Origin of the sequence: Pseudomonas lini (assembly GCF_964063345.1) — a bacterium.
Lineage (GTDB): Bacteria > Pseudomonadota > Gammaproteobacteria > Pseudomonadales > Pseudomonadaceae > Aquipseudomonas > Aquipseudomonas lini_B.
The window spans coordinates 3881816-3906390 of record NZ_OZ061318.1; the positions used below are offsets into that span (position 1 = coordinate 3881816).

25 protein-coding genes are annotated in these 24575 nt (G+C 59.8%); 15 read left to right on the forward strand and 10 right to left on the reverse strand.

The genetic code is table 11. From position 1 onward, the window contains the following. The first annotated feature begins 257 nt into the window (after positions 1-257). From AB3226_RS17555 to AB3226_RS17580, 6 genes are all read left to right on the forward strand, one after another. Complete coding sequence (locus tag AB3226_RS17555; RefSeq protein WP_367373971.1) at positions 258-1391, forward strand: ABC transporter substrate-binding protein; 1134 nt, start codon at positions 258-260, stop codon at positions 1389-1391. Positions 1392-1645: 254 nt separating this feature from the next. Then, positions 1646-2560 (forward strand): ABC transporter permease subunit, encoded by a 915-nt coding sequence (locus AB3226_RS17560; RefSeq protein WP_008009775.1) that lies wholly within the window; start codon positions 1646-1648, stop codon positions 2558-2560. Positions 2561-2563: 3 nt separating this feature from the next. Further along, a complete protein-coding gene (livM, locus tag AB3226_RS17565; protein WP_367373972.1) occupies positions 2564-3847 on the forward strand; it encodes a high-affinity branched-chain amino acid ABC transporter permease LivM in 1284 nt (427 codons plus the stop codon). Beyond that, entirely contained in the window at positions 3844-4719 is an 876-nt protein-coding gene (locus tag AB3226_RS17570) for an ABC transporter ATP-binding protein (RefSeq protein WP_367373973.1), read from the forward strand. Before livM ends, AB3226_RS17570 begins: the two co-directional genes overlap by 4 nt. Further along, entirely contained in the window at positions 4716-5432 is a 717-nt protein-coding gene (locus AB3226_RS17575; protein WP_030128307.1) for an ABC transporter ATP-binding protein, read from the forward strand. The genes AB3226_RS17570 and AB3226_RS17575 overlap by 4 nt, the downstream gene beginning before the upstream one ends. 831 nt (positions 5433-6263) lie before the next feature. After that, positions 6264-7031 (forward strand): SDR family oxidoreductase, encoded by a 768-nt coding sequence (locus AB3226_RS17580; protein WP_367373974.1) that lies wholly within the window; start codon positions 6264-6266, stop codon positions 7029-7031. A 119-nt stretch (positions 7032-7150) separates the two neighbouring features. Here AB3226_RS17580 and AB3226_RS17585 read toward each other — a convergent pair whose 3' ends face one another. The 7 genes from AB3226_RS17585 to AB3226_RS17615 all read right to left on the reverse strand — a co-directional run bounded on the left by AB3226_RS17585 (position 7151) and on the right by AB3226_RS17615 (position 12439). Then, positions 7151-8278 (reverse strand): AGE family epimerase/isomerase, encoded by a 1128-nt coding sequence (locus AB3226_RS17585; RefSeq protein ID WP_367373975.1) that lies wholly within the window; start codon positions 8276-8278, stop codon positions 7151-7153. A gap of 202 nt (positions 8279-8480) precedes the next feature. Continuing rightward, entirely contained in the window at positions 8481-9053 is a 573-nt protein-coding gene (locus AB3226_RS17590) for a HupE/UreJ family protein (protein WP_367373976.1), read from the reverse strand. A gap of 28 nt (positions 9054-9081) precedes the next feature. Further along, a complete protein-coding gene (ureG, locus tag AB3226_RS17595; RefSeq protein WP_038978736.1) occupies positions 9082-9696 on the reverse strand; it encodes an urease accessory protein UreG in 615 nt (204 codons plus the stop codon). A gap of 23 nt (positions 9697-9719) precedes the next feature. Further along, entirely contained in the window at positions 9720-10394 is a 675-nt protein-coding gene (locus AB3226_RS17600; RefSeq protein WP_367373977.1) for an urease accessory protein UreF, read from the reverse strand. Then, a complete protein-coding gene (ureE, locus tag AB3226_RS17605; protein WP_367373978.1) occupies positions 10391-10891 on the reverse strand; it encodes an urease accessory protein UreE in 501 nt (166 codons plus the stop codon). The genes AB3226_RS17600 and ureE overlap by 4 nt, the downstream gene beginning before the upstream one ends. A 245-nt stretch (positions 10892-11136) precedes the next feature. Further along, complete coding sequence (locus tag AB3226_RS17610; RefSeq protein ID WP_367373979.1) at positions 11137-11769, reverse strand: TetR family transcriptional regulator; 633 nt, start codon at positions 11767-11769, stop codon at positions 11137-11139. Between the two features lie 157 nt (positions 11770-11926). Next, positions 11927-12439: a hypothetical protein gene (locus tag AB3226_RS17615; RefSeq protein ID WP_367373980.1), complete on the reverse strand. Its 513-nt coding sequence runs from the start codon at positions 12437-12439 to the stop codon at positions 11927-11929. A 378-nt stretch (positions 12440-12817) separates the two neighbouring features. Here AB3226_RS17615 and AB3226_RS17620 point away from each other — a divergent pair, with 378 nt between their 5' ends. Continuing rightward, complete coding sequence (locus AB3226_RS17620; protein ID WP_367373981.1) at positions 12818-14893, forward strand: AsmA family protein; 2076 nt, start codon at positions 12818-12820, stop codon at positions 14891-14893. A 203-nt stretch (positions 14894-15096) separates the two neighbouring features. Here the strand turns inward: AB3226_RS17620 and AB3226_RS17625 are convergent, their stop codons facing one another. Further along, the gene (locus AB3226_RS17625; RefSeq protein ID WP_367373982.1) at positions 15097-16038 is read right to left on the reverse strand and encodes a LysR substrate-binding domain-containing protein; all 942 of its coding nucleotides are present in this window, start codon (positions 16036-16038) and stop codon (positions 15097-15099) included. Between the two features lie 122 nt (positions 16039-16160). Here AB3226_RS17625 and AB3226_RS17630 point away from each other — a divergent pair, with 122 nt between their 5' ends. The 3 genes from AB3226_RS17630 (at position 16161) to AB3226_RS17640 (ending at position 18102) form a co-directional block, all read left to right on the forward strand. Beyond that, entirely contained in the window at positions 16161-16799 is a 639-nt protein-coding gene (locus AB3226_RS17630) for an FMN-dependent NADH-azoreductase (protein WP_217855634.1), read from the forward strand. Beyond that, the gene (locus AB3226_RS17635) at positions 16800-17105 is read left to right on the forward strand and encodes a multidrug efflux SMR transporter (protein ID WP_367373983.1); all 306 of its coding nucleotides are present in this window, start codon (positions 16800-16802) and stop codon (positions 17103-17105) included. 106 nt (positions 17106-17211) lie between these two features. Further along, positions 17212-18102: an alpha/beta fold hydrolase gene (locus AB3226_RS17640; RefSeq protein ID WP_367373984.1), complete on the forward strand. Its 891-nt coding sequence runs from the start codon at positions 17212-17214 to the stop codon at positions 18100-18102. A 174-nt stretch (positions 18103-18276) separates the two neighbouring features. Here AB3226_RS17640 and AB3226_RS17645 read toward each other — a convergent pair whose 3' ends face one another. Then, a complete protein-coding gene (locus AB3226_RS17645; RefSeq protein WP_367373985.1) occupies positions 18277-19164 on the reverse strand; it encodes a DMT family transporter in 888 nt (295 codons plus the stop codon). Positions 19165-19261: 97 nt separating this feature from the next. Here AB3226_RS17645 and AB3226_RS17650 point away from each other — a divergent pair, with 97 nt between their 5' ends. From AB3226_RS17650 to AB3226_RS17660, 3 genes are all read left to right on the forward strand, one after another. Continuing rightward, positions 19262-20050, forward strand: a complete 789-nt coding sequence (locus AB3226_RS17650; RefSeq protein ID WP_367373986.1) for a helix-turn-helix transcriptional regulator — start codon at positions 19262-19264, stop codon at positions 20048-20050. A gap of 72 nt (positions 20051-20122) precedes the next feature. Then, positions 20123-20428: a PsiF family protein gene (locus AB3226_RS17655; protein WP_367373987.1), complete on the forward strand. Its 306-nt coding sequence runs from the start codon at positions 20123-20125 to the stop codon at positions 20426-20428. A gap of 166 nt (positions 20429-20594) precedes the next feature. Next, positions 20595-21608, forward strand: a complete 1014-nt coding sequence (locus AB3226_RS17660) for an AI-2E family transporter (protein WP_367373988.1) — start codon at positions 20595-20597, stop codon at positions 21606-21608. Positions 21609-21724: 116 nt separating this feature from the next. On the opposite strand, the gene AB3226_RS17665 is transcribed toward AB3226_RS17660, so the two are convergent. Then, a complete protein-coding gene (locus tag AB3226_RS17665; RefSeq protein WP_052965888.1) occupies positions 21725-22999 on the reverse strand; it encodes an Hsp70 family protein in 1275 nt (424 codons plus the stop codon). Between the two features lie 297 nt (positions 23000-23296). Between AB3226_RS17665 and AB3226_RS17670 the strand changes: the two genes are divergently transcribed. Together AB3226_RS17670 and AB3226_RS17675 are read left to right on the forward strand one after the other, a co-directional pair. After that, positions 23297-24244 (forward strand): DnaJ C-terminal domain-containing protein, encoded by a 948-nt coding sequence (locus AB3226_RS17670; protein ID WP_367373989.1) that lies wholly within the window; start codon positions 23297-23299, stop codon positions 24242-24244. A 24-nt stretch (positions 24245-24268) separates the two neighbouring features. After that, on the forward strand, positions 24269-24574 hold the full coding sequence (locus AB3226_RS17675) for a chaperone modulator CbpM (protein ID WP_367373990.1): 306 nt from the start codon (positions 24269-24271) through the stop codon (positions 24572-24574). Position 24575: the final 1 nt, after the last annotated feature.

Genomic DNA, 24575 nt, shown 5'->3' on the forward strand with positions numbered 1-24575 from the left:
AGCTGTTACAGGCTGGTTGCACATCGTTTGGGGCTGCGGTTGCAATGATGGCGCGTGCGGGTTGCGCCTTTAAACATAAAAGGTTTCACCTCTCGCGGTTTAGACGGTTGCACGCCCAATGAAAATGGGCCCGAAACAGTCGAAAAAACAATAAGGCAGCGACTTTTCCCAGAATAAAAAACCGATGGCACGGCCCTTGCTCTGAGCATTCAGAGAAGTCGCAGTGCCAACTAAAAAAAACCTTGGAGCACCACCTCATGTCCCAGACGTTTTACAAGAAAGGCTTTCTTGCCCTCGCAGTGGCAACTGCATTGGGTGTTTCTGCGTTTGCACAGGCTGATGTGAAAATTGGTGTGGCGGGGCCGATGACGGGCGCCAACGCCGCATTTGGCGAGCAGTACATGAAGGGTGCGCAGGCAGCGGCTGATGCAGTCAACGCCGCTGGCGGTGTAAACGGGGAAAAAATCGTACTGGTCAAAGGCGATGACGCCTGCGAACCGAAACAGGCTGTGACGGTCGCCAAGGACCTGACCAACCAGAAAGTCGCTGGCGTAGTCGGTCACTTCTGCTCCTCGTCGACCATCCCGGCCTCCGAGATCTACGACGAAGCAGGCATCATCGCGATCACTCCAGGTTCCACCAACCCGGCTGTTACCGAGCGCGGCCTGAGTGCCATGTTCCGTATGTGCGGGCGTGACGACCAGCAAGGCATCGTGGCCGGTGACTACATCGTCGACATACTCAAGGGCAAGAAAGTGGTGGTCCTGCACGACAAGGACACCTACGGTCAAGGCCTGGCGGATGCTACCAAGGCCCAGCTGGAAAAACGCGGCGTGAAACCGGTGCTGTATGAAGGCCTGACCCGTGGCGAAAAAGATTTCAGCACCATCGTCACCAAAATCCGCGGCGCTGGCGCCGATGTCGTTTACTTCGGTGGCCTGCACCCGGAAGCCGGTCCTCTGGTTCGTCAACTGCGCGAGCAAGGCCTCAAAGACGTCAAGTTCATGTCCGACGACGGCATCGTGACCGACGAACTGGTGACCACCGCTGGCGGTCCGCAATTCGTTGACGGCGTGCTGATGACCTTTGGTGCCGACCCACGCATGCTCCCAGAGAGCAAGACCGTCGTGGACGAGTTCCGCAAGAAAGGCACCGAGCCTGAAGGCTACACCCTGTACGCCTATGCTTCGGTCCAGACCCTGGCTGCAGCCTTCAATGGCGCCAAATCCAACAGTGGCGAGAAAGCCGCCGAGTGGCTGAAGAAAAATCCGGTCAAAACCGTGATGGGCGAGAAGACCTGGGACGCCAAGGGCGACCTGAAAGTCTCCGACTACGTGGTTTACCAGTGGGACAAGGATGGCAAATACCACCAGCTGGAAAAACAGAAGTAAGGGCTGACGCGATCGCCTGATCCCTCAGTTCCTTGTGGGAGCGGCGGTGCAGCGATCCGACTTGCCCGCGATGACGGCCTGGCAGACGACAACTTTGTTGAATGTTCAACCGCTATCGCTGGCAAGCCAGCTCCCACAGGGGCGATGGTGTCTGGGCTGATCGCGCCTGACATTGCTCCGACGTAAATCTGTATTTTCCCTAGAAGAACCGCACACCCTCAGGCGTGCAGGTTCTCACTGCGTGAGATTGCGTTATGGATGGTATTTTCCTGCAGCAACTGGTCAACGGCCTGACCCTCGGGTCGGTCTATGGCCTGATCGCCATCGGCTACACAATGGTCTATGGCATCATCGGCATGATCAACTTCGCCCACGGCGAGGTTTACATGATTTCCGCTTACCTCGCGGCAATCAGTCTGGCTCTGCTGGCATACTTCGGTATTGAATCCTTCCCCCTGCTGATGCTTGGCACACTGGTCTTCACCATCATCGTCACGGCGGTGTATGGCTGGGTCATCGAACGCGTCGCCTATAAACCGCTGCGCAACTCCACCCGGCTGGCACCGCTGATCAGCGCCATCGGTATTTCGCTGATCCTGCAAAACTATGCACAGATTGCCCAAGGCGCCCGTCAACAAGGCGTACCGACACTGCTGACCGGTGCATGGCGCGTTGAGGTCGGGAGCGGCTTCGTCCAGCTTACCTACACCAAGATCTTCATTCTGGTCGCAGCGTTTGTCGGGATGGGCCTGCTGACCTACGTCATCAAGTACACCAAGCTCGGCCGCATGTGCCGCGCCACTCAGCAAGACCGCAAGATGGCCTCGATCCTGGGGATCAACACCGATCGCGTCATTTCCTACGTGTTCATCATTGGTGCTGCGATGGCGGCCCTGGCCGGCGTGCTGATCACCATGAACTACGGCACATTCGACTTCTACGCGGGCTTCATCATTGGCATCAAGGCGTTCACCGCCGCGGTGCTCGGTGGGATCGGCTCGCTGCCAGGTGCGATGCTCGGCGGGATCATTCTCGGGATCTCCGAGTCGCTGTTCTCAGGATTGGTCAACTCGGACTACAAAGACGTTTTCAGCTTCTCGCTGCTCGTTCTCGTTCTGGTCTTTCGGCCCCAAGGCCTGCTCGGCCGTCCTCTTGTGTCGAAGGTGTAAGCGATGTCTTCAACCACTAAAAAAACCATTGATCTCAAAAAAAGCCTGGTTGACGCGATTCTTGCCGGTCTGGTGGCCCTGATTGTGTTCGGCCCGATTGTCGGCATAGTCCTCGACGGCTACGGCTTCAACCTGGAAGCGACCCGGGTGGCATGGATTGTCGCCATCGTCATGGCCGGCCGCTTTGCCTTGAGCCTGTTCCTGCAAACCCCCAAGGGCCTGAGAATTCTTGAAGGCTTTGAAAGCACCGGCTCCGGGGTTCATGTACTGCCGCCTGATTACAAATCCCGCTTGCGCTGGATCATCCCGGTGATGATCGTTATCGCCGTGGTGTTTCCTTTTTTCTCCAACTCCTACCTGCTGGGTGTGGTCATCCTCGGGCTGATCTACGTGCTGCTGGGGCTTGGGCTGAACATCGTGGTCGGCCTGGCCGGGCTGCTCGACCTGGGTTACGTGGCGTTCTACGCCATCGGTGCCTATGGGCTGGCGCTCGGTTATCAATACCTGGGGCTGGGTTTCTGGACGGTGCTGCCGCTGGCGGCGATCACTGCCGGGTTGGCCGGTTGCATCCTGGGTTTTCCGGTGCTGCGCCTGCACGGTGACTACTTGGCGATCGTGACCCTGGGGTTTGGTGAAATCATCCGGTTGATCCTCAATAACTGGCTGTCCCTGACCGGCGGCCCGAACGGTATGGCGGCTCCATTGCCGACGTTCTTCGGCCTCGAGTTCGGCAAAAGAGCGAAGGAGGGGGGCGTCCCGTTCCATGAGTTCTTCGGCATCGCCTATAACCCGGACGTGAAGTACTACTTCATATACGCGGTGTTGTTCCTGGTGGTTCTGGCCGTGCTGTACATCAAGCATCGCTTGACCCGCATGCCGGTCGGTCGCGCCTGGGAAGCCTTGCGTGAAGACGAAATCGCCTGCCGCTCCATGGGCCTGAATCACGTTCTGGTGAAACTCTCGGCATTCACCATCGGTGCATCGACTGCCGGTCTGGCCGGTGTGTTCTTCGCCACCTATCAGGGTTTCGTCAACCCGACCTCGTTCACCTTCTTCGAATCGGCACTGATCCTCGCCATCGTGGTACTCGGCGGCATGGGTTCGACCATCGGCGTGGTGATTGCGGCGTTCGTGCTGACTGTAGCCCCGGAACTGCTGCGCGGCTTCGCTGAATATCGCGTGCTGCTGTTCGGCATCCTGATGGTGTTGATGATGATCTGGCGACCGCGCGGCCTGATTCGGATCAGCCGCACCGGTGTGACCCCACGTAAAGGAGTGGCGCCATGAGCGAAGAAATCGTTCTCTCAGTCGAAAATCTGATGATGCACTTCGGCGGCATCAAGGCCCTGAGTAACGTCAGCCTGCAAGTCAAACGCAACTCGATCTTCGCATTGATCGGCCCCAACGGCGCGGGCAAGACCACTGTGTTCAACTGCCTGACCGGGTTCTATAAAGCGTCCGGCGGGCATATCGAACTCAATGCCCGTGGGGTGAAAACCGACGTCATCAAAATGCTCGGGGAACCGTTCAAGGCCATCGATTTCGTTTCGCCGAAAAGCTTCGTCAGCCGGCTCCGCTACAAGATGTTCGGTGGCACGCACCTGATCAACCGTGCCGGTCTGGCGCGGACTTTCCAGAACATTCGCCTGTTCAAGGAAATGTCGGTGCTGGAAAACCTGCTGGTGGCCCAACACATGTGGGTCAACCGCAACATGCTGGCCGGCATCCTCAACACCAAGGGTTACCGCAAGGCCGAAAGCGATGCGCTGGACCACGCGTTCTATTGGCTGGAAGTGGTGAACCTGGTGGACTGCGCCAACCGCCTGGCCGGTGAGCTGTCTTACGGTCAGCAACGCCGTCTGGAGATCGCCCGGGCCATGTGCACCCGGCCGCAGATCATCTGCCTTGACGAACCGGCCGCCGGCCTCAACCCTCAGGAAACCGAAGCGCTGAGCGCGATGATCCGGCTGCTGCGCGACGAGCACGATCTGACCGTGGTGCTGATCGAACACGACATGGGCATGGTAATGAGTATTTCCGACCACATCGTGGTGCTGGACCACGGCGTTGTCATCGCCGAGGGCGGGCCTGAAGCGATTCGACACGATCCGAAAGTGATTGCCGCCTACCTGGGCGCCGAAGAAGAGGAAGTGGTATGAGTGCACCCATCCTCGAACTCAAGGATCTGGACGTGTTCTACGGGCCGATTCAGGCCCTGAAGAAAGTCTCGTTGCACATCAATGAAGGTGAAACCGTCAGCCTGATTGGCTCCAACGGTGCCGGCAAATCGACCCTGCTGATGTCGATCTTCGGCCAGCCGCGGGCCGCTGACGGGCAAATCATCTATCAGGGTGTGGATATCACGCACAAGTCGTCCCACTACATTGCGTCCAACGGTATCGCTCAATCGCCGGAAGGCCGGCGGGTATTCCCTGACATGACCGTCGAGGAAAACTTGCTGATGGGTACGATTCCAATCGGTGACAAGTACGCCAAGGAAGACATGCAGCGCATGTTCGAGTTGTTTCCACGGCTCGAAGAGCGGCGTACCCAGCGCGCCATGACCATGTCCGGCGGCGAACAGCAAATGCTCGCCATCGCCCGGGCGCTCATGAGCCGGCCGAAGCTGTTGCTGCTCGATGAGCCGAGCCTGGGGCTGGCGCCGATTGTGGTGAAACAGATCTTCGCGACCCTGCGGGAACTGGCCAGCACCGGCATGACCATCTTTCTGGTGGAGCAGAACGCCAACCACGCCCTCAAGTTGTCGGACCGGGCGTACGTGATGGTCAACGGCGAGATCCGCCTCAGCGGCACCGGCAAGGAGTTGCTGGTGAACGATGAGGTGCGCAACGCCTACCTCGGCGGCCACTGAGTTCGCCGTTGCAACAAACAAGCCCCGACGAGCAATCGCCGGGGCTTTTTTCTATCTATCAAACACCACTAACCCTGTGGGAGCGGGCTTGCTCGCGAAGGCGGTGGGCCAGGCAACATTGATGTCGACTGACACTCCCTCTTCGCGAGCAAGCCCGCTCCCACAGGGACCGCGGGCAAATTGTGGAAAACAATATTCATGACCTCTCAAAGCGCGACATAAAACCGCTGCAAATTGCTGTTTTATCACGGTTTTGACTTGTCCCCGTTTGCTGTGGAGCTGGCTGTGAATAACGTGGGAGTAGCTGGCTGAAAGCCTTTGAATCCGTGGCTTACAGAGATATGGTTGTTTTTTGATCAGGTGTTTTTGCTGGACCTCGAGCTGCCTTTGTCAACCTTTTTGTTAGGGGCAAACCTGGTATGAATCGAGGTGCACAAGCCTGTGGATAAGTCTGTGGTTAAACTCTGGAAAGAGTCGGCTGAGGGCCGTAGTTACTGGCTTGGAGCCATCGTCGGTTTGACCGCCCGGTCGTGCAAATTGCCCGGGGTTACACAGCAGGTACCCGAGGGTCAAGCAAAAAACTTTCTAATCTGCCCGCAAAGCCTTGTGGGCAGCGGCTTGCAGCTTTTGCACTTGCCCCCGGAAACTGTGGACCGGCCTGTGGATAAGGTGCGCGTACATGGCTGCAAGCCCCAGCGCATATGGCGTTGCCGGTGTTGATTGTTTTTTGTACGGTTTTTGCGATGGTTGCCGCTGTGGACAAGGCCGGGCATGCTGGCAATTGATTTTCTATTCCAAGGGCTGTCGATCAGCCGAAGCAAGGAGAACACGATGTCCAACACCCTGTTTATTACCGGCGCGACTTCCGGTTTTGGTGAAGCCTGTGCCCGTCGTTTTGCCGAAGCCGGCTGGAAACTGGTGCTGACAGGTCGTCGTGAAGAGCGCCTCAACGCCCTGTGCGCCGAGTTGTCGAAGCAGACCGAGGTCCATGGGCTGGTGCTCGACGTCCGCGATCGCAAGGCCATGGAGGAGGCGATTGCCAGCCTGCCGCCGTCCTTCGCCAAGCTGCGCGGGCTGATCAACAACGCCGGCCTGGCCTTGGGCGTGGACCCGGCCCCCAAGTGCGATCTTGATGATTGGGACACCATGGTCGATACCAACATCAAAGGCCTGATGTACAGCACTCGCCTGTTGTTACCGCGTTTGATCGCCCACGGTCGTGGCGCCGGCATCGTCAACCTCGGTTCCATCGCCGGCAACTACCCGTACCCGGGCAGCCACGTGTATGGCGCGAGCAAAGCGTTCGTCAAACAGTTCTCCCTGAACCTGCGTTGCGATCTGCAAGGTACGGGCGTGCGGGTCAGCAACATCGAACCGGGCCTGTGCGAGAGCGAATTCTCGCTGGTGCGTTTCGCCGGTGACCAGGAGCGTTACAACGCCACTTACGCCGGCGCCGAGCCGATCCAGCCGCAAGACATCGCCGAGACCATTTTCTGGGTGCTCAACGCACCGGCCCACATCAACATCAACAGCCTCGAGCTGATGCCGGTGAGCCAGACCTGGAGCGGGTTTGCCATTGAGCGTAATGCCAAAGCTTAAGACTGCGTAACGGCCATCGCGGGCAAGCCACGCTCCCACAGGGTTTGTGTTGAATCGCCATTTCGCGAACGACACAAACCCTGTGGGAGCGTGGCTTGCCCGCGATGGCTATCTCTCAGTCAGCGAAGATATTCGGCCAACCCGCGATAACAGGTCGCCAAGTGATAAGGCGTGGTCGAAGGCATGTCCTTGCGGCTCACTTCGCCCTGCACATCGCGACACTCATACCAGCCGCCCGCATGCAAAAAGCGCTGTTGCAGCGCCAGCAATTGACGCTGCACAGAGGCTTCGCTGCCCGGACGCAAAGTCAGGGCACGCAGGTATTCGGCTTGGGCCCAGATGCGTTGGGTCGCGTCGCGAGGTTCATCGTCCAGTTCCAGCATCGCTCGCACCGCACCAGTCTGCTGATCCACGCCCAGTTGCTCGGTGAACGCAAACGCGCGGTCCAGCGAGGCGTGCAGTTTCGAGCCGCGCAGCAACGGTGAGGATTCCAGCAGGAAATACCATTCGAACTGATGGCCCGGTTCGAACCAGTTATCCACAGCGCCCAGCGGCTTTTCCATCAATACCGCGTGTTGCGGGTCGATGAAGCGCTTCTGCATGGCTGTGCATAACTCGACAAGCGCGCTCTGCACAGCGGCGTCCTCGCGCACCGAAAGGATGGCGAGGAAGGCTTCGGCCAAATGCATCAATGGATTCTGCAGCGGCCCGGAGTTGAGCGAGGACCAATCACGCTCCAGGCTGGCTTCGTACAGGCCGTCGCCTGTGGCGAAGCGCTGCGCCAACACTTCCAGCGTGGCGTTGAGCACCGACGCCACCAGCGGTTCGCGAACCTTGTCCCAGTAATGGGCGCAGGCGAACAGGATGAAGGCGTGGGTGTAGAGGTCTTTGCGTTGATCCAGCGGCGCACCTTGCGGGTCGATGCTGTAGAACCAGCCGCCATGCTCGGCATCGTGGAAATGCTGTTGCAAGGAACGGAACAGCGCCGCCGCCCGTTCTTCGGCCTGAGGCACTTGGCCGATCAGGCTGGAAAACAGATACAGCTGCCGCGCGCAAGCCATGGCCCGGTAGCGCTGTGGTGGCAGCGGCTGATGCTCGGCGTCCAGCGCTTCATACGGCAATGCCATGTCGGCATTCCAGCCGGGGCCTTGCCAGAGCGGCACGATCACGTCCTGGAAGTGCTGTTGCACCGAGGCGAACAGGGCGGTCAATTCAGGCTGGGAAGCAGAGCGGGAAACAGAGGGCATTGGCTGGCGTCGTCACGGCAGGGGCGATTGCGCGACATGGTAGCAGAGAGGCAGGCTTGAGAGAGGCGGTGTCTGATCGGACGCTATCGCGGGCAAGCCCGCTCCCACAGGGATCATCGGTATTCACACGATCTGTGTTGGCGACGAATATCCTGTGGGAGCGAGGCTTGCCCGCGAAGAGGCCAGTTCAGGCGCTAGAGAATCAACCCGCCAGCAACCACACCCCAGTCGCCGCCGAAGCCGCACCCGCTAACCGAATCAACGGCGCTGCCGCTTGAGGCAGCACTCGAACCACCGCATAACCCGCTGCATGCAACGCAGCCGTCGCCACCACAAACCCCGCCGCATACGCCCAAGGGCTCGATATCTCCGGCAACTCCAGTCCATGCGCCACGCCATGAAACAGCGCAAACAATGCCGTCGCACCCACCGCCAGGCTCAACGGCGGACGCACCGCCAAAGCCACCGCCAGGCCCAATGCCAATACCGATGCCGCAATCCCGCTTTCCAGCGCCGGCAGGTTCAGCCCTTCAAAACCCAGCAGGCCGCCGATCAGCATAGTGCCCACGAACGTGCAGGGCAGCGCCCAGCGCGCGGCACCTTTCTGTTGTGCGGCCCACAACCCCACGGCAACCATTGCCAACAAATGATCGAGTCCGCCGATCGGGTGGCTGATGCCGGCCATCAAACCATTGTCGCCGTGGCCCGGGTGAGCGAACGCGATGGCCGGGGTCAGCAGCAGGGCCATGGCGCCCAGAATGCGTTTCAGTGTCATGGATAAGCTTCCTTGTTGATAAGTGTGATCAGGCCGCAGTCAGCAAGCCTTGGCGTTCGATGAAGGCGATGATTGCTTCCAGGCCCTGGCCGGTTTTCTGATTGCTGAAGACGAATGGCTTGCCGTTGCGCATGCGTTGAGTGTCGCTGTCCATCATCTCTAGCGAGGCACCCACCAGCGGCGCGAGGTCGATCTTGTTGATCACCAGCAGATCGGATTTGCAGATGCCGGGACCGCCCTTGCGCGGCAGTTTGTCGCCGGCCGAAACGTCGATCACGTAGATAGTCAGGTCGGACAGTTCCGGGCTGAAGGTCGCTGAGAGATTGTCGCCACCGGACTCCACCAGGATCAGGTCCAGCCCCGGGAAGCGTCGGTTCAGTTGATCCACGGCTTCGAGGTTGATCGAGGCGTCTTCGCGGATCGCCGTGTGCGGGCAGCCGCCGGTTTCCACGCCGATGATTCGCTCGGGCGCCAAGGCTTCGTTGCGCACCAGGAAGTCGGCATCTTCGCGGGTGTAGATGTCGTTGGTCACGACGGCGAGGTTGTAGCGGTCACGCAAGGCCAGGCACAGGGCCAGGGTCAGGGCGGTTTTGCCGGAACCGACCGGGCCGCCGATGCCGACGCGCAGAGGTTGTGCGTTCATGTGATTCTCCAAAGTAAAAGGCCCTAGGAACGGAACAGTCGGCTGTACTGGCGCTCATGGGCCATGCACGCCAGGGACAGGCCGAAAGCGGCGCTGCCAGTGTGTTCGGGGTTGATTCGGGTGGCGTCTTGCTGGGCCTGTTGCAGCAGCGGCAGCAGTTCACTGGTCAGGCGTTGGGCGGCTTGCTGGCCCAGGGGCAGGGTTTTCATCAACACCGCCAATTGGTTTTCCAGCCAGCTCCAGAGCCAGGCGGCCAGCGCATCTTGCGGGCTGATCTGCCAGGCGCGGGCCGCCAGCGCCCAGCCAAGGGCCAGGTGTGGTTCAGGGCATTGGTCGAGAAAGGCCCGGGCAGGTGCATCCAGTTCCGGTAAACCGTTGAGCAGTTGCTTCAACGAATAACCCATCTGCCGACTTTCCTGATGTAGCTCACGGGTTTCCCGGCTGGCGCGATGCTCTTCACAGCGTTGCAGCAATTCGGCCCAGTTTTCTTCAGCCGCAGCGGTGCAATGGGCGAGCAGTAGCGGCGCTTCGAAACGCGCGAGATTGAGCCGCAACTGATCGCTGATCCAGCGCCGCGCGCTATCGGGATCGTTCACGCGGCCGTTATCCACAGCCATCTCCAAACCTTGGGAGTAGCTGTAGCCGCCAATCGGCAGCTGCGGGCTGGCCAGACGCAGCAGCGCCCAGGCTGGGTTCATAAGCGCACGCCGAACTGGTGCAGTTTCGGCGGGTAGTTGAAATCCTCATCGCCATGGCGCGAATGGTGATGACCGCCGCCGTAAGCACCGTGTTCTGGCTGGAATGGCGCTTCGATGTTCTCGGCATTGGCGCCCAGTTGTTCGAGCATGGCCTTGAGCACGTAATCGTCGAGCAGGCGCAACCAGCCATCGCCGACTTGCAGGGCCACATGGCGGTTGCCCAGATGATAGGCAGCGCGGGTTAGTTCGAAGGCGTTGGCGCAGGTAACGTGCAGCAATTGTTCGGGGCGAGCGCAGACGCGAACGACGCGCCCGTCTTCGGCTTGCAGGCATTCGCCGTCATACAGCGGCGGCTGACCGCGCTCCAAAAACAACCCGACGTCTTCACCCTCGGCACTGAAACAGCGCAAGCGGCTTTTGCTCCGGGCTTCGAAGGTCAGGTGCAACTCGGCGACCCAGACGGGTTGAGAGTCGATTCTGCGATGAATCACCAGCATCGGAAGGCTTCCAGCAATGGGCAATGCTCAGGGATAGAGCAAGGGGCTTGCCAATCGGGGGAGGCGTAGGAAATGCCTGTCGGAGCGTAGGGGATGGTTCAGAATTTTGGATCATGTTGGTGCGCGTGGTGTTTTCGCGCACCAATGTGGGAGCGAGCCTGCTCGCGATGGCGGAGTATCAGTCACATCAAGTGTTGACTGTGGCGACGCTATCGCGAGCAGGCTCGCTCCCACAGGAGGTGTATTTACTCGGTGCTGCCGAGGCCTTGCCAGTGTTTTAGGCCTATGAAGATGAAGCGCAACTGCTGCGTGATCTTCGCCTGCGGCGTCAAATGCTCGGGGAGCGCCTCGGCCGGGGGATCAATAATGTCCGGCAGGGTCGCGAACACGCTTTTAACGATCAGATCAGCCATGACACCCAACCCCGCGATGTCCAGATGCTGCAGTTTCGGCATCAGCGACAAGTCCGCCGCCAGGTCCGAGCTGATGTCTTCGCGCAAGCGGCCAATGGCCTGGCGCACCGGCAGCGAGCCGCCGTACTGTTCGCGGGCAAGAAACAGAAACTGCGAGCGATTGGCGGTGACCACGTCGAGAAAGATCCGCACCGAGGCGTCGATGATGCCGCCCATGACGAACTCGTTATGGCGCACCAGGCGGATGGTTTCACGGAAGGTCTGACCGACTTCGCTCACGAGCACCAGGCCCAATTCATCCATGTCGGCGAAATGCCGGTAGAAACCGGTGGGGACGATCCCGGCGGTTCGGCTCACTTCGCGCAGGCTCAGGCTGCCGAATCCTCGGCCGCTTTCCATCAGGTGGCGGGCAGCGTCCATCAGGGCGTTGCGGGTCTGTTGTTTCTGTTCGGCGCGGGGCAGCATCGCAAGGGTGTTTTCTGGATAAGGACAGCGGCGCACTCTAGCAAATCGGCTTCGCTGGCGTCGAACGACTATCGGGAGATCACGCGGGGAAATGCAGCTTCTATAAAGTCAAAAGCCCAATCCGGGGATTGGGCTTTTTTTCGGGGCCGCCATGGGCTTAGCTCACAGCGCTGTTGCGTTCGATTACACGGTCACCACCACCTTCAGCAAGGGTTTGGCCTTGTGGAGTGCGATCGGTGCCATCGGCAGCCAGGGTCTGGCCTTGTGGGGTGCGGTCGGTGCCATCGGCAGCCAGGGTCTGGCCTTGTGGAGTGCGGTCGGTGCCGTCGGCAGCCAGGGTTTGGCCTTGTGGGGTGCGGTCGGTGCCATCGGCAGCCAGGGTCTGGCCTTGTGGAGTGCGGTCGGTGCCATCGGCAGCCAGGGTTTGCCCTTGTGGGGTGCGATCCGAGCCATCTTGAGTGATCAGGCCTTTTTCTTTCAGGCGATCATTACCACCTTCGGCCAGGGTCTGACCTTGTGGTGTGCGGTCGGAACCCTCAGCGGCAACGGTTTGGCTGAACACCGAGTGGCTGTCTTTGGCTTGTGGAGTGGCTTGATCAGCGGCCGGCAAAGCAAAAGCGGTGCTGGCTAACATCGAGAGGGTCAGGCTAAGCAGTAGTTGGCGTTTCATGATGGGTTGCTCCTTGGGAGGGCGATAAAGTGGGTACGAGGGCAATGCTACTCTCGATAAGTCGATATAAAAGTTCATAAACGCAATGGTAATAATCAACAGAATTGATTGTTTCGCCGAAAGGCTCTAGACCGGGCGTTTCCGGTGAGCGTTTTTGCCCTGAAGTGGGTATTTTCAACTCACTTTTGCCTCGCAAAAGTGCGGGGCGGGTAACGTCAAATGACTGGGGTGGGGGCGGACATTTGCGTCCATATGGCCTTTCGGTTAAACCTGCGGCGCATTTGTCAGTCGTAGATTTCATGGCAGGCCGGTTCTGGCCTAACGTTTCATCAGTGCGTCGCAGTCAGGGCGCTCAGTCGTATTCAGGAGCCCTGTGCAATGACGCGCACTCGTAAAATTCTCGCCTGGACCTTCGCCAGCCTGATTGTCTTGCTAGCGGTATTGGTTCTGATCATCGCGTTCTTCGATTGGAACCGGATCAAACCGCCCCTGAACGCCAAAGTGTCCGAAGAACTGCATCGTCCGTTCGCCATCAATGGCAACCTTGCGGTGATCTGGCAGCGCGAGCCCGACGAGGGCGGCTGGCGGGCCTGGGTGCCGTGGCCGCATGTGGTGGCTGAAGATCTGAGCCTGGGCAACCCGGATTGGTCGAAGCAACCACAGATGGCCACCCTCAAACGCGTCGAGCTGCGCATTTCGCCGCTGGCCTTGCTGGCGCAGCGGGTGGTGATCCCGCGTATCGACCTGAGGGAACCCAATGCCGACCTGCAGCGTCTGGCCGACGGCCGCGCCAACTGGACGTTCAAGTTCGACCCCAAAGACCCGAACGCGGAGCCTTCGAACTGGGCGCTGGACATCGGTGCCATCGGCTTCGATAAGGGCCACGTCACGCTCGACGACCAGAAGCTGAAGACTCAGCTTGATCTGCTCATCGATCCGTTGGGCAAACCGATTCCATTCAGCGACATTGTTGGCGACAAAGCGGCAAAAAAAACGGTTGAAAAGGGTGGTTCGCCACAGGATTACGCCTTCGCGTTGAAGGTCAAAGGCCAATACCACGGTCAGAATCTGGCGGGCCAGGGCAAGACCGGCGGCTTGTTGGCTTTACAGGACGCCACCAAGCCGTTCCCGCTTCAGGCGCAAGCGAAGATCGCCGACACCAGCGTCGAGCTGGCCGGTACGCTCACCGATCCATTGAACCTCGGCGCCCTGGATTTGCGCTTGAAACTGGCCGGTGCCAGCCTCGGCAATCTGTATCCCCTGATCGGCGTGACGCTGCCGGATACTCCGCCTTACGCCACCGACGGGCATTTGATCGCCAAGCTGCATGAGCCGGGCGGGGCGGTATATCGCTATGAGGGCTTCAACGGCAAGATCGGCGAGAGTGACATCCATGGCAACCTGACCTACGTTGCGAGCCAGCCGAGGCCCAAACTCAGCGGGGCGCTGGAGTCCAATCAACTGCTGTTTACCGACCTGGCCCCGCTGATCGGCGCCGACTCCAATACCAAGCAAAAGGACCGCGGCGGTGAAAGCAAGCAGCCGGCGGATAAGGTGCTGCCGGTCGAGGAATTCAAGACCGAGCGCTGGCGCGCGATGGACGCCGACGTTGAATTCACTGGCAAACGTATCGTCCACAGCGAAAAGCTGCCGTTCAATGATCTCTACACTCATTTGGTGCTGACCGATGGTGTACTCAGCCTCGAGCCCCTGCGTTTCGGCGTGGCTGGCGGCAATCTGGATGCGCAGATTCGTCTGAACGGGCGCACTGAGCCTTTAGAGGGCCAGGCCAAACTGACGGCGCGCAAGTTCAAGCTCAAGCAGCTGTTTCCCACCTTTGAAATCATGAAAACCAGTTTCGGTGAGCTCAATGGCGACGCCGACCTGACCGGCCGGGGCAACTCGGTGGCCAAACTGCTGGGCACTGCCGACGGCAATCTGAAGATGCTGATGAATGACGGCGCTATCAGTCGCGAGTTGATGGAGTTGGCGGGGCTCAACGTCGGTAACTATGTGGTCGGCAAGATCTTTGGCGACAAGGAAGTGAAGATCAACTGCGCGGCGGCCGATTTCGATATCAAGGCCGGTCTGGCGACCACGCGGCTATTCGTCTTCGATACCGAGAACGCGATCGTCTACGTCGACGGCACGGCGAACATGGCGACCGAGCAACTGGACCTGACCATCTCCCCGGAATCCAAGGGCTGGCGTTTGATTTCGCTGCGTTCGCCGCTGTATGTGCGGGGCAAGTTCATCAAGCCGGATGCGGGTGTGAAACCGGTGCCGTTGATGCTGCGCGGGGCCGGGATGGTTGCATTGGGTGTGATCGCCGCGCCGGCGGCGGGTTTGCTGGCGCTGATAGCGCCCAGCGCTGGAGAGCCGAATCAGTGTGCACCGTTGCTGGAGCAGATGAAGGCTGGGAAGGCGCCGGTGACGGTCAAGCCCACCAAGTAACCTCCGGCGTCTGTAAAGACGCCATCGCGGGCAAGCCACGCTCCCACAGGGTTTGTGTCGTATGCCGACAATGGGCAAGACGCAAAACCTGTGGGAGCGTGGCTTGCCCGCGATGGCGGTTCGATAGTCGTTATAGATCTTTCAGAATATCGGCCATGTCATCGGCAGGCTCTACGTCTCAGGCCAGAATGTCTTCGATGCTCCTACATTGGAATGCGTTCCCCTGGAGTTGCCGCAGGCTGCGATCTTGGCAATAGACCAGACAATCGAGCCTCCTCCTGCAGCCACGCAAAAAACGCCCGCACCGGCTGATGCCGTTCACGGCCTGGTACACACAGTGCGCTGTATCCGGCCCCGTCGACCTGAATGTCCCCCCGATAAGGCCGTAGCAAGCCGCTGGCCACACTTTCCGACACCAGAATATTGCTCGCCAGCACCAGGCCTTGCCCGGCGATGGCCGCTTGCAAGGCGTAATGCTCTTCGTCGTATTCACGCACCGCCGGTTGCGCGGCCAGCCAGGTTTCGCCGGACTGCGCGCACCAGGCCTCCCAGCCATGGGCGTACAGCTTGGAGTTGTGCCAGCGCACGCTGATCAGGGTCGGTACCCGACTGGACGCCAGGGCCACTTGTTCAGGCGAGCCGTAGACCCCGAAGGACTCATCGAACAGGCACAGACCATACAGGTTCGGGTAATCGTCAAGGCTGTAACGCACCACCAGATCGACGCTGGCGTCCTGATGCAGGTCGATGACTTCGCAGTGAGTGTCCAGGCGCAGGCTGATGCTCGGGTGGCGGGCATAAAACCGGCCGAGCCTTGGCACCAGCCAAAGGGCAGCGAAGGCGGCCGTGGTGGAAATCGTCAGGTTCGTGCCGCTGCGTTGCGGGCGCAAGGTATCGACGCTCTGCGCCACTTCCAGCAGGGCGCCGTGCAGGCTACGGAACAGCCGTTCGCCGCATTCGGTGAGCCGTACCTGCCGTGGCAGTCGTTCGAATAGCGGCACGCCGAGCCAGTTTTCCAGGGAGCGGATCTGGTGCGAGACCGCCGTCGGCGTCACGGAGAGCTCTTCGGCGGCGGCCTTGAAACTCAACAGGCGCGAGGCGGATTCGAAGGCGCGCAGGGCGGTCAGCGGCAACGAAGCAAACATTTAAAACTCCATGGATGAAATAGATTCATCCAGACTGATTTTTGTTCATTTGAAGACAGGCGGTTACGCGCTTCAAGCTGCAAGCACAAGCCGTTTCAGTTTAGCCCCTCAAGGAGATTCAGATGAGCAGAATTCTTGCCATTCACGCCAGCCCCCGTGGCGACCGTTCACATTCGCGCCGTTTGGCCGAGGTGTTTCTTTGCGCCTGGCAGGTGCGCAACCCGCAGTCGCAACTGACCCGCCGTGAAGTCGGTCGGGCGTTGATTCCGGCCGTCAACGAAGCGTTTGTGGCGGCTGCTTTTCATCCGGAACCTGAGGCGCGACCGCTGTCGATGCAGGCCGACCTGGCACTCAGCGATGAATTGGTGGGGGAGTTGCTCGGCCATGATCTGTTGGTGATTTCCACACCGATGTACAACTTCAGCGTGCCCAGCGGTCTCAAGGCCTGGATCGATCAGATTGTGCGGCTCGGGCTAACGTTCAATCACACCCTGGACAACGGCGTCGCTCAGTACGAGCCGCTGGTGCGGGGCAAGAAGGCGTTGATCGTCACCAGTCGCGGCGGTTTTGGTTTCGGCCCCGGCGGTGAACTTGAAGCGATGAACCATGCCGATCCGTTGCTGCGTACCGCTTTGGGCTTCATCGGCATCACCGACGTCACCGTTGTTGCCGCCGAGGGCGAAGAGTCCGCCGAACGCACTTTCCAGGTGTCCGTGGCCGAGGCCGAGCAGCGTTTGCTGGCGCTGGCCAGGGAGTTCTAAATGGCCTGGTTGTTCTTGCTGATCGCCGCCGGGTTTGAGGTCACCTTCGCCATGGGCATGAAGTACGCCGAAGGCTTCACCCGGCTCTGGCCGTCAGTATTGACAGTGGTGGCCGCGGTGGGCGGGATTTACTTCCTGACGCTGGCCCTGCGCGAATTACCGGTGAGCATCGCCTACCCGATCTGGACCGCCATCGGTTCACTGGGCACGGTGTTTCTCGGCTTTGCGCTGCTGGGCGAAAGCCTGACCGCGCTCAAGCTGGTGTCGGTCGGGCTGATTGTGGCGGGCGTGGTGGGGTTGAAGTAAGCGATGTCATAGACTGGTCGTTGAGTTGTCATCTTGGGTGGCGATGCTTGGCTGAGGCCTTGCATCCGGCCTTGCTTCATCTCACCGATCACAAGGATGTTCATCCATGTCGCAAGGTTCCGCCACGCGTTACCCCTTGGTGCTGGTCCCGGGGATGCTCGGGTTTATCCGTCTGTTGCTCTATCCCTATTGGTACGGAATCATTTCGGCGCTGCGCCGGGATGGGGCGACCGTGATTGCGGTGCAAGTCTCGCCGCTCAACTCCAGCGAGGTGCGCGGCGAGCAATTGCTGGCGCGGATCGAGGAGATTCTGCGCGAAACCGGGGCCGAGAAGGTCAACCTGATCGGCCACAGCCAGGGCTCGCTGACCGCCCGTTATGCGGCGGCAAAACGCCCGGATCAAGTGGCTTCAGTGACCTCGGTGGCCGGGCCGAATCACGGCTCGGAGCTGGCGGACCATCTGCAGGAAAATTATCCAGCTGACAGCGCCAAGGGCCGGCTACTCAGCTTTTTACTGTGGCTGATCAGCGCGCTGATGTGCCTGCTGGAAGCCGGCTATCGCGGGCCGAGATTGCCAGTGGATATCCCGGCTTCGCACCAGTCGCTGACCACGGCGGGCGTGGCGCTGTTCAATCAGCGTTATCCACAGGGCCTGCCTGACACTTGGGGCGGGAACGGCCCGGAAGTGGTCAATGGCGTGCGGTATTACTCCTGGTCCGGAACCTTGCAGCCGGGCAAGACCGATCGCGGGTGCAACCTGTTCGACGGGACCAATCGCAGTTGCCGGTTGTTTGCCAGAACCTTCGTGCGTGAAGCGGGGCATTGCGACGGAATGGTCGGGCGTTACAGCTCGCATCTGGGGACGGTGATTGGTGATGAATACCCGATGGATCACTTCGATATCGTCAACCAATCGCTTGGGCTGGTGGGCAAGGGGGCAGAACCGGTGCGGTTGTTTGTCGAGCATGCGGCGCGGTTGAAAGCAGCCGGTGTGTGAACGGCAGTTGGACCGCGTTATCGTTCATCGCGGGCAAGCCACGCTCCCACAGGTTTTGTGTCGGACGCCGGCAATGGGCACGACGCCAAACCTGTGGAAAGTTTTGTGTCGGACGCCCGTAACAGGCACGACACAAAACCTGTGGGAGCGTGGCTTGCCCGCGAAGGCGTCCGGTCAGGCAGCGCTGACCTTACGCCCCAGCACCATGATCCAGCGCTCCGACAAAATCACCCCACCCAACGTCAATACCCCACCCACCAGGTGATACAGCGCCAACTGCTCATGCAGCACCACCGCCGCAATCAGCGCCGTAATCAACGGCAGCAAGTTGAAAAACAGCGTGGTCCGGCTCGGCCCGAGGCGCACCACGGCCTGCATCCACGCCAGTGGCGCAAGCATCGAGGCCAGCAGGCAGGCATAGAGCACCAGCGGAATGTTCTGCAGGGTCGGGCCGATTTTCGGTGAGACGAGGAACAGCGGAAACAGCACCACCACCGCCACCAACACCTGCAAATACAACAACACCAGCGGCGGCAAACGCAGCTGCCATTTTTTCAGCAGGGTGCTGTAAATCGCATACGCCAGCGTGGCGATCAGCATCATCGCGTCACCCAGGTTCACCCCGTGTTCCAGCAACGCGCCAAGGCTGCCGGACGACACCACCACCAAAACCCCCGCAAACGACAACACCGCGCCGGCCAGTGCGCCGGCGGTCAGGCGTTGGCCGAGGCTGACAATCGCCATGGCCAGCGACATCAACGGCATCAGCGACAAAATGATCCCCATGTTGGTGGCCGAAGTCAGTGTCGCGGCGAAGTAAGCCAGGCTCTGATAAACCGCCATGCCAAGCACGCCGAGGACGAAAATCCTGCCCAGGTTCGGGCGGATCAACGGCCAGTGGGCGACCACCGGTTTAAGCATGAACGGCGTGAACAGCAGTGCGGCCAGCAACCAGCGGTAGAAACCGATTTCGGCGGGAAAGATCGCGCCGACCGCGAGTTTGTTGATCACGGTGTTGCCGGCCCAAATGAAAATGGCCAGCAGGGGATAAGCGTATTGCATCGGGAAAAACCAGAACGTTAATGAAGGGTGATTATCCGCTTGTCTGGATCAATGCCTATACTTCGATCCAGACAACTTGCCTCTGATTCCGGACAGCATGAGCAGCAAACACATCGACCTGCTGGATTTCAGCGAACTGCCGGCCCCGGTCTATTTCCGTTATGCCGACTTCAACACCCACGAATACGCCTCGGCCCACCATCATCCTTGGGGCACCCTCGAGTATTCGGCCAATGGAGTCTTGCACATGGAAATCGGCAGCCGCCGCTTCATGTCGCCGCCGCAATACGCGGTGTGGGTGCCGCCCGGGACCGAGCACAGTTTCTATAGCAATCAGCCGATCAACTATCGCGCGGTCTGCCTCGCGCCAGCACTGTGTCGCGATCTGCCGCAGCAGGCCTGCACCCTGGCGATCAGCGACATTCTCAAGGCGATCCTGAAAGACTTCGCCGCCCGCGATGTGAAAATTCCCGAGCACGATGCAGACAAGCGTCTGGCTCAAGTGCTGGTGGACCAATTGCAACAGGCGCCGATGCATGAGTGTTATTTGCCCTACGCCAGTAGCCCCGGGCTGCTCGCAATCCTTGAAGCCTTGCAGACCGAGCCTGGAGACAATCGGCCATTGGCGCACTGGGCTGCGCAAATTCACGTCAGCGAACGCACGTTGGCCCGACAGTTTGTTCGCGAGTTGGGCATGAGCTTCGGTGAGTGGCGGCAACGGTTGCGGTTTCTGGCGGCGATCGAAGCGCTCGATAGCCAGCGCAGCATTCAGGAAATCGCCTTCGACATGGGCTACAGCACCGGCTCGGCATTTATCGCGATGTTTCAGCGTCAGGCCGGGTGCACGCCTGAGCAATATCGACGCAGCCACCTCGATAGCAGGTGAACGTGTAACAGGCTTTGTCTACACTCCGAAATGAGGCCGCATCCATCGCTGCGGCAACAAGGAGAACACTCCATGAAGATGTTGCGTGCCCCGTTGTTGATGGTCGGTTTGTTGCTCTGTTCCCAGGGTTTCGCCGCCACTGCCCAACAGAACAAAATGACCACCTGCAATGCCGACGCTACCGCAAAAAGCCTCAAGGGCGACGAGCGCAAAGCCTTCATGAGCACCTGCCTCAAAGCCGCGCCGGCCGCCGATGCCGCCAAGCCCCTGACCCCTCAACAAGAAAAGATGAAAACCTGCAACGCCACCGCCACCACACAGGCCCTCACGGGTGATGCGCGCAAAACCTTCATGAGCGATTGCCTGAAGAAAAAATAAGCATTGTGGGAGCGAGCCTGCTCGCGATGCAGGCGACTCGGTATCATGGAGGACCGCAGTGATGCTATCGCGAGCAGGCTCTCTCCCACAGGTTCGTGTGTGCTCGCTTCGGCACCGGAACGCTGGCAGACTGCCAATCCTTTTACGTCGTTCGTTTTGAGGCTGTATGTCAGCGTTTTCTCAGCGTCAGGTCTTGTTGCTTATCAGCTGGGTCATCATTTTTGGTGGTTTGCTGCTGGTGCTCCCTCTGCGATTGCTGCCCAGCCTGCTGGCCGGGTTGTTGGTATTCGAACTGGTCAACATGCTCACGCCGCAATTGCAGCGGCTGATCGAAGGCCGCCGTGCGCGCTGGCTGTCGGTGGCGTTGCTGGGAACATTGGTGGTCAGCGTGCTGGCGCTGATCTTTGCCGGTGCGATCAGTTTTCTGCTGCACGAGGCGGAAAACCCCGGCGCTTCCCTCGACAAATTCATGGTCGTGGTCGACCGCGCACGCGGGCAATTGCCGCCGTTCATCGACGCTTATCTGCCGGCCAGTGCCGCCGAGTTTCGCGTGGCCATCGGCCAGTGGATGAGCAAGCACCTCAGCGACTTGCAACTGGTGGGCAAGGACGCGGCGCACATGTTTGTGACGCTGCTGATCGGCATGGTGCTGGGGGCGATCATCGCCTTGCAGCGAGCGCCGGATGTGACCAAACGCAAACCCTTGGCCGCGGCGCTGTTCGACCGTTTGCACCTGTTGGTCCAGGCGTTTCGCAACATCGTTTTCGCCCAGATCAAGATTTCCCTGCTCAACACGTTCTTCACCGGGATTTTCCTCGCGGTGGTCCTGCCGATGTTCGGGATCAAGCTGCCGCTGACCAAAACCCTGATCGTGCTGACTTTCCTGCTCGGCCTGCTGCCGGTAATCGGCAACTTGATGTCGAACACCTTGATCACTATCGTCGGCCTGTCTCTGTCGATCTGGGTGGCGGTGGCGGCGTTGGGTTATCTGATTGTTATCCACAAGCTCGAATACTTCCTCAACGCGCGCATCGTCGGCGGGCAGATCAGTGCCAAGTCGTGGGAGTTGCTGCTGGCAATGCTGGTGTTCGAAGCCGCGTTCGGCCTGCCTGGGGTGGTGGCGGGGCCGATTTATTACGCGTATCTGAAGAGTGAGTTGAAGCAGGTGGGGATGGTTTGATCCGGCAAATATGTATTGCCTGATCTGACGCCATCGCGGGCAAGCCCGCTCCCACAGGTCATGCGCTGTCCTTGTGGGAGCGGGCTTGCCCGCGATGGGGGCGCTTCGGTTTCAGGTCAGGCGAGGGTGCCGTAACGCTTCATCGCCTCGATCGCCAACCCGCTGCCGATGCTGCCGAAGATGTTCCCTTCCACGTGCCGCGCATTCGGCAACATCGCCGAGACGCTGTTGCGCAGCGCCGGAATTCCGCTCGAACCGCCGGTGAAGAACACGGTGTCGACCTGATCGACTCGCACATTGGCGTCGTTCAGCAACTGGGTCACGCTGTTGCGCACCCGTTCCAGCAGGTTGTCGATGGCCGATTCGAACAGTGCCCGGCTCAGTTCCACGCTCAAACCCGGCTCGATACGATCCAGTGGCACATGGCGGCTATCGGCGTGGGTCAGCTGGATCTTGGTTTCTTCCACTTCCATGGCCAGCCAATGCCCGGCGCGCTGGTCGATCAGCTTGAACAGGCGATCGATGCCGCCGGTGTCTTCGATGTCGTAACGCATGCTGCCCAAGGCCAGGGTCGACTTCTGCGAGTACACCGAGTTGATGGTGTGCCAGGTCGCCAGGTTCATGTGGTGGCTGGTCGGCATATAGGCGCCGCTTTTCATCCGGCTGCCGTAGCCAAACAGCGGCATCAGGCCTTGCAGGCTCAGCTGCTTGTCGAAATCGGTCCCGCCGATGTGCACGCCACCGGTGGCGAGAATGTCGTCGTGACGGTTGTCGTGGTTGCGGCGCTCAGGCGACAGGCGCACCAGCGAGAAGTCCGACGTACCACCGCCGATGTCGACGATCAGTACCAGCTCTTCCTTTTCGATGGTCGACTCGTAGTCGAACGCCGCTGCAATCGGCTCGTACTGGAACGAGACGTCCTTGAAGCCGATGGCGCGTGCTACATCCACCAGAGTGTTTTCTGCTTCCTGGTCGGCCATTTCATCGTCATCGACGAAAAACACCGGACGGCCCAGCACCACTTCTTCGAATTCCCGACCGGCAGCGGCTTCGGCGCGCTTTTTCAACTGGCCGATGAACAGGCCGAGCAGGTCCTTGAACGGCATCGCCGTACCGAGGACGCTGGTGTCGTGCTTGATCAGTTTGGAACCCAGCAGGCTCTTGAGCGAGCGCATCAGCCGACCTTCGTAACCTTCCAGGTACTCGTGCAGCGCCAGCCGGCCGTATACCGGGCGGCGTTCTTCCATATTGAAGAAGACCACCGAGGGCAGGGTGATCTTGTCGTCCTCCAGCGCGATCAGCGTTTCCATGCCGGGGCGCAGCCAGCCGACGGTGGAGTTGGACGTGCCGAAGTCGATACCACAGGCACGGGCTGGAGATGCGTTTTTCATGTCTTTCGAGTTCCGGTTAAAAAACGGCCGCGCAGTGTATGTCAGTGCGGCGAAGATTCGAAGGCCGACTATCCGTTAAATCGCAGCGATCAGCGCTTGAAAGATGCTCCAACACCCCCAAACTTCCCTGCATAGACTTGGCAACCCCTGGGGCGACTGCAAGAACCACGCCCTGCTGCCGATAAACTTCTGATGCGCTGCCCGGTCACAACTTTGAGATCGGTCAATCCAAATGCTGCAAACAAGAGCATGCTGTGCCTGGCTGCGCGATTTCGATAATGGATGGTGATTCCCTCGATGGACTTCAAAGACTATTACAAGATTCTCGGTGTGGAGCCGACCGCGGACGATAAGGCGATCAAAGCCGCCTATCGAAAGCTGGCGCGCAAATACCACCCCGACGTCAGCAAGGAAAAGGACGCCGAGTCCAAGTTCAAGGATGCGTCGGAAGCCTATGAAGCGCTGAAAAGCGCCGACAAGCGCGCCGAATACGACGACTTGCGCAAATACGGCCATCACGGTCAGCCCTTTCAGGGCCCACCGGGTTGGCAGAGCCGCGGTGGTTTCGGTGGTGGTGGTCAGGACACGGGCGATTTCTCGGACTTCTTCAGTTCGATTTTCGGCAACCGGGGTCCGGGTTTCGATGGTGGTGGGCGGTCAGGCCGTAGTGCCGGGCGTCGAGGGCAAGACGTGGAAATGGAATTACCGGTTTTTCTGGAAGAAACCCTCTCGACCGAATCGAAGAAGGTCAGCTTCCAGGTACCGCATTACAACGCTGCGGGCCAGCATGTCAGCAACACCAGCAAAAGCCTGAACGTGAAAATCCCCGCCGGCGTGACCGACGGCGAGCGCATCCGCCTCAAGGGCCAGGGCGCGCCAGGCATCGGTGGCGGGGCCAATGGCGACCTGTACCTGACCATCCGTTTTGCGCCGCACCCCAAATTCGACGTCGAAGGCGAGAACCTGATCATCACCTTGCCGCTGGCACCGTGGGAGCTGGCGCTGGGGACCGAAGTCGCGGTGCCGACCCTGACCGGCAAGATCAACCTCAAGGTTCCGGCCGGCAGCCAGAACGGCCAGCGCATGCGCGCCAAGGGCCATGGCCTGCTGCACAAGGCCGGTCACCGTGGCTATCTGTTCGTGCAGCTCAAGGCAATAATGCCGAAAAAACTCGACCATGACGTCAAAGAATTGTGGGAGGAGCTGGCGAAAAAAGCCGCTTTCGATCCGCGAGAGAATTTCTGATTTCGAGATAAGGAGTAGCCAATCATGAGCGACCCCGTGATCGTTCTACTGGACCTGGCAGAATTCTGTGAGGCGACCGAACTGTCGGACGTGCACGTGATCGAGATCGTCGAACACGGCATCCTCGAACCGCAGGGGTCAAAACCCAAGGATTGGCGTTTCACCGACTATGAACTGGTGCTGGCCAAGCGCGCTGCCAAGCTGCGGCGCGATCTGGAACTGGAATGGGAAGGCGTCGCCCTGGCGCTGGACCTTCTGGAGGAAGTCCAGCAATTGCGGGCCGAAAACCGCATGCTCAAGCAGCGGTTGAGGCGGTTGGTGGTCGAGTAGG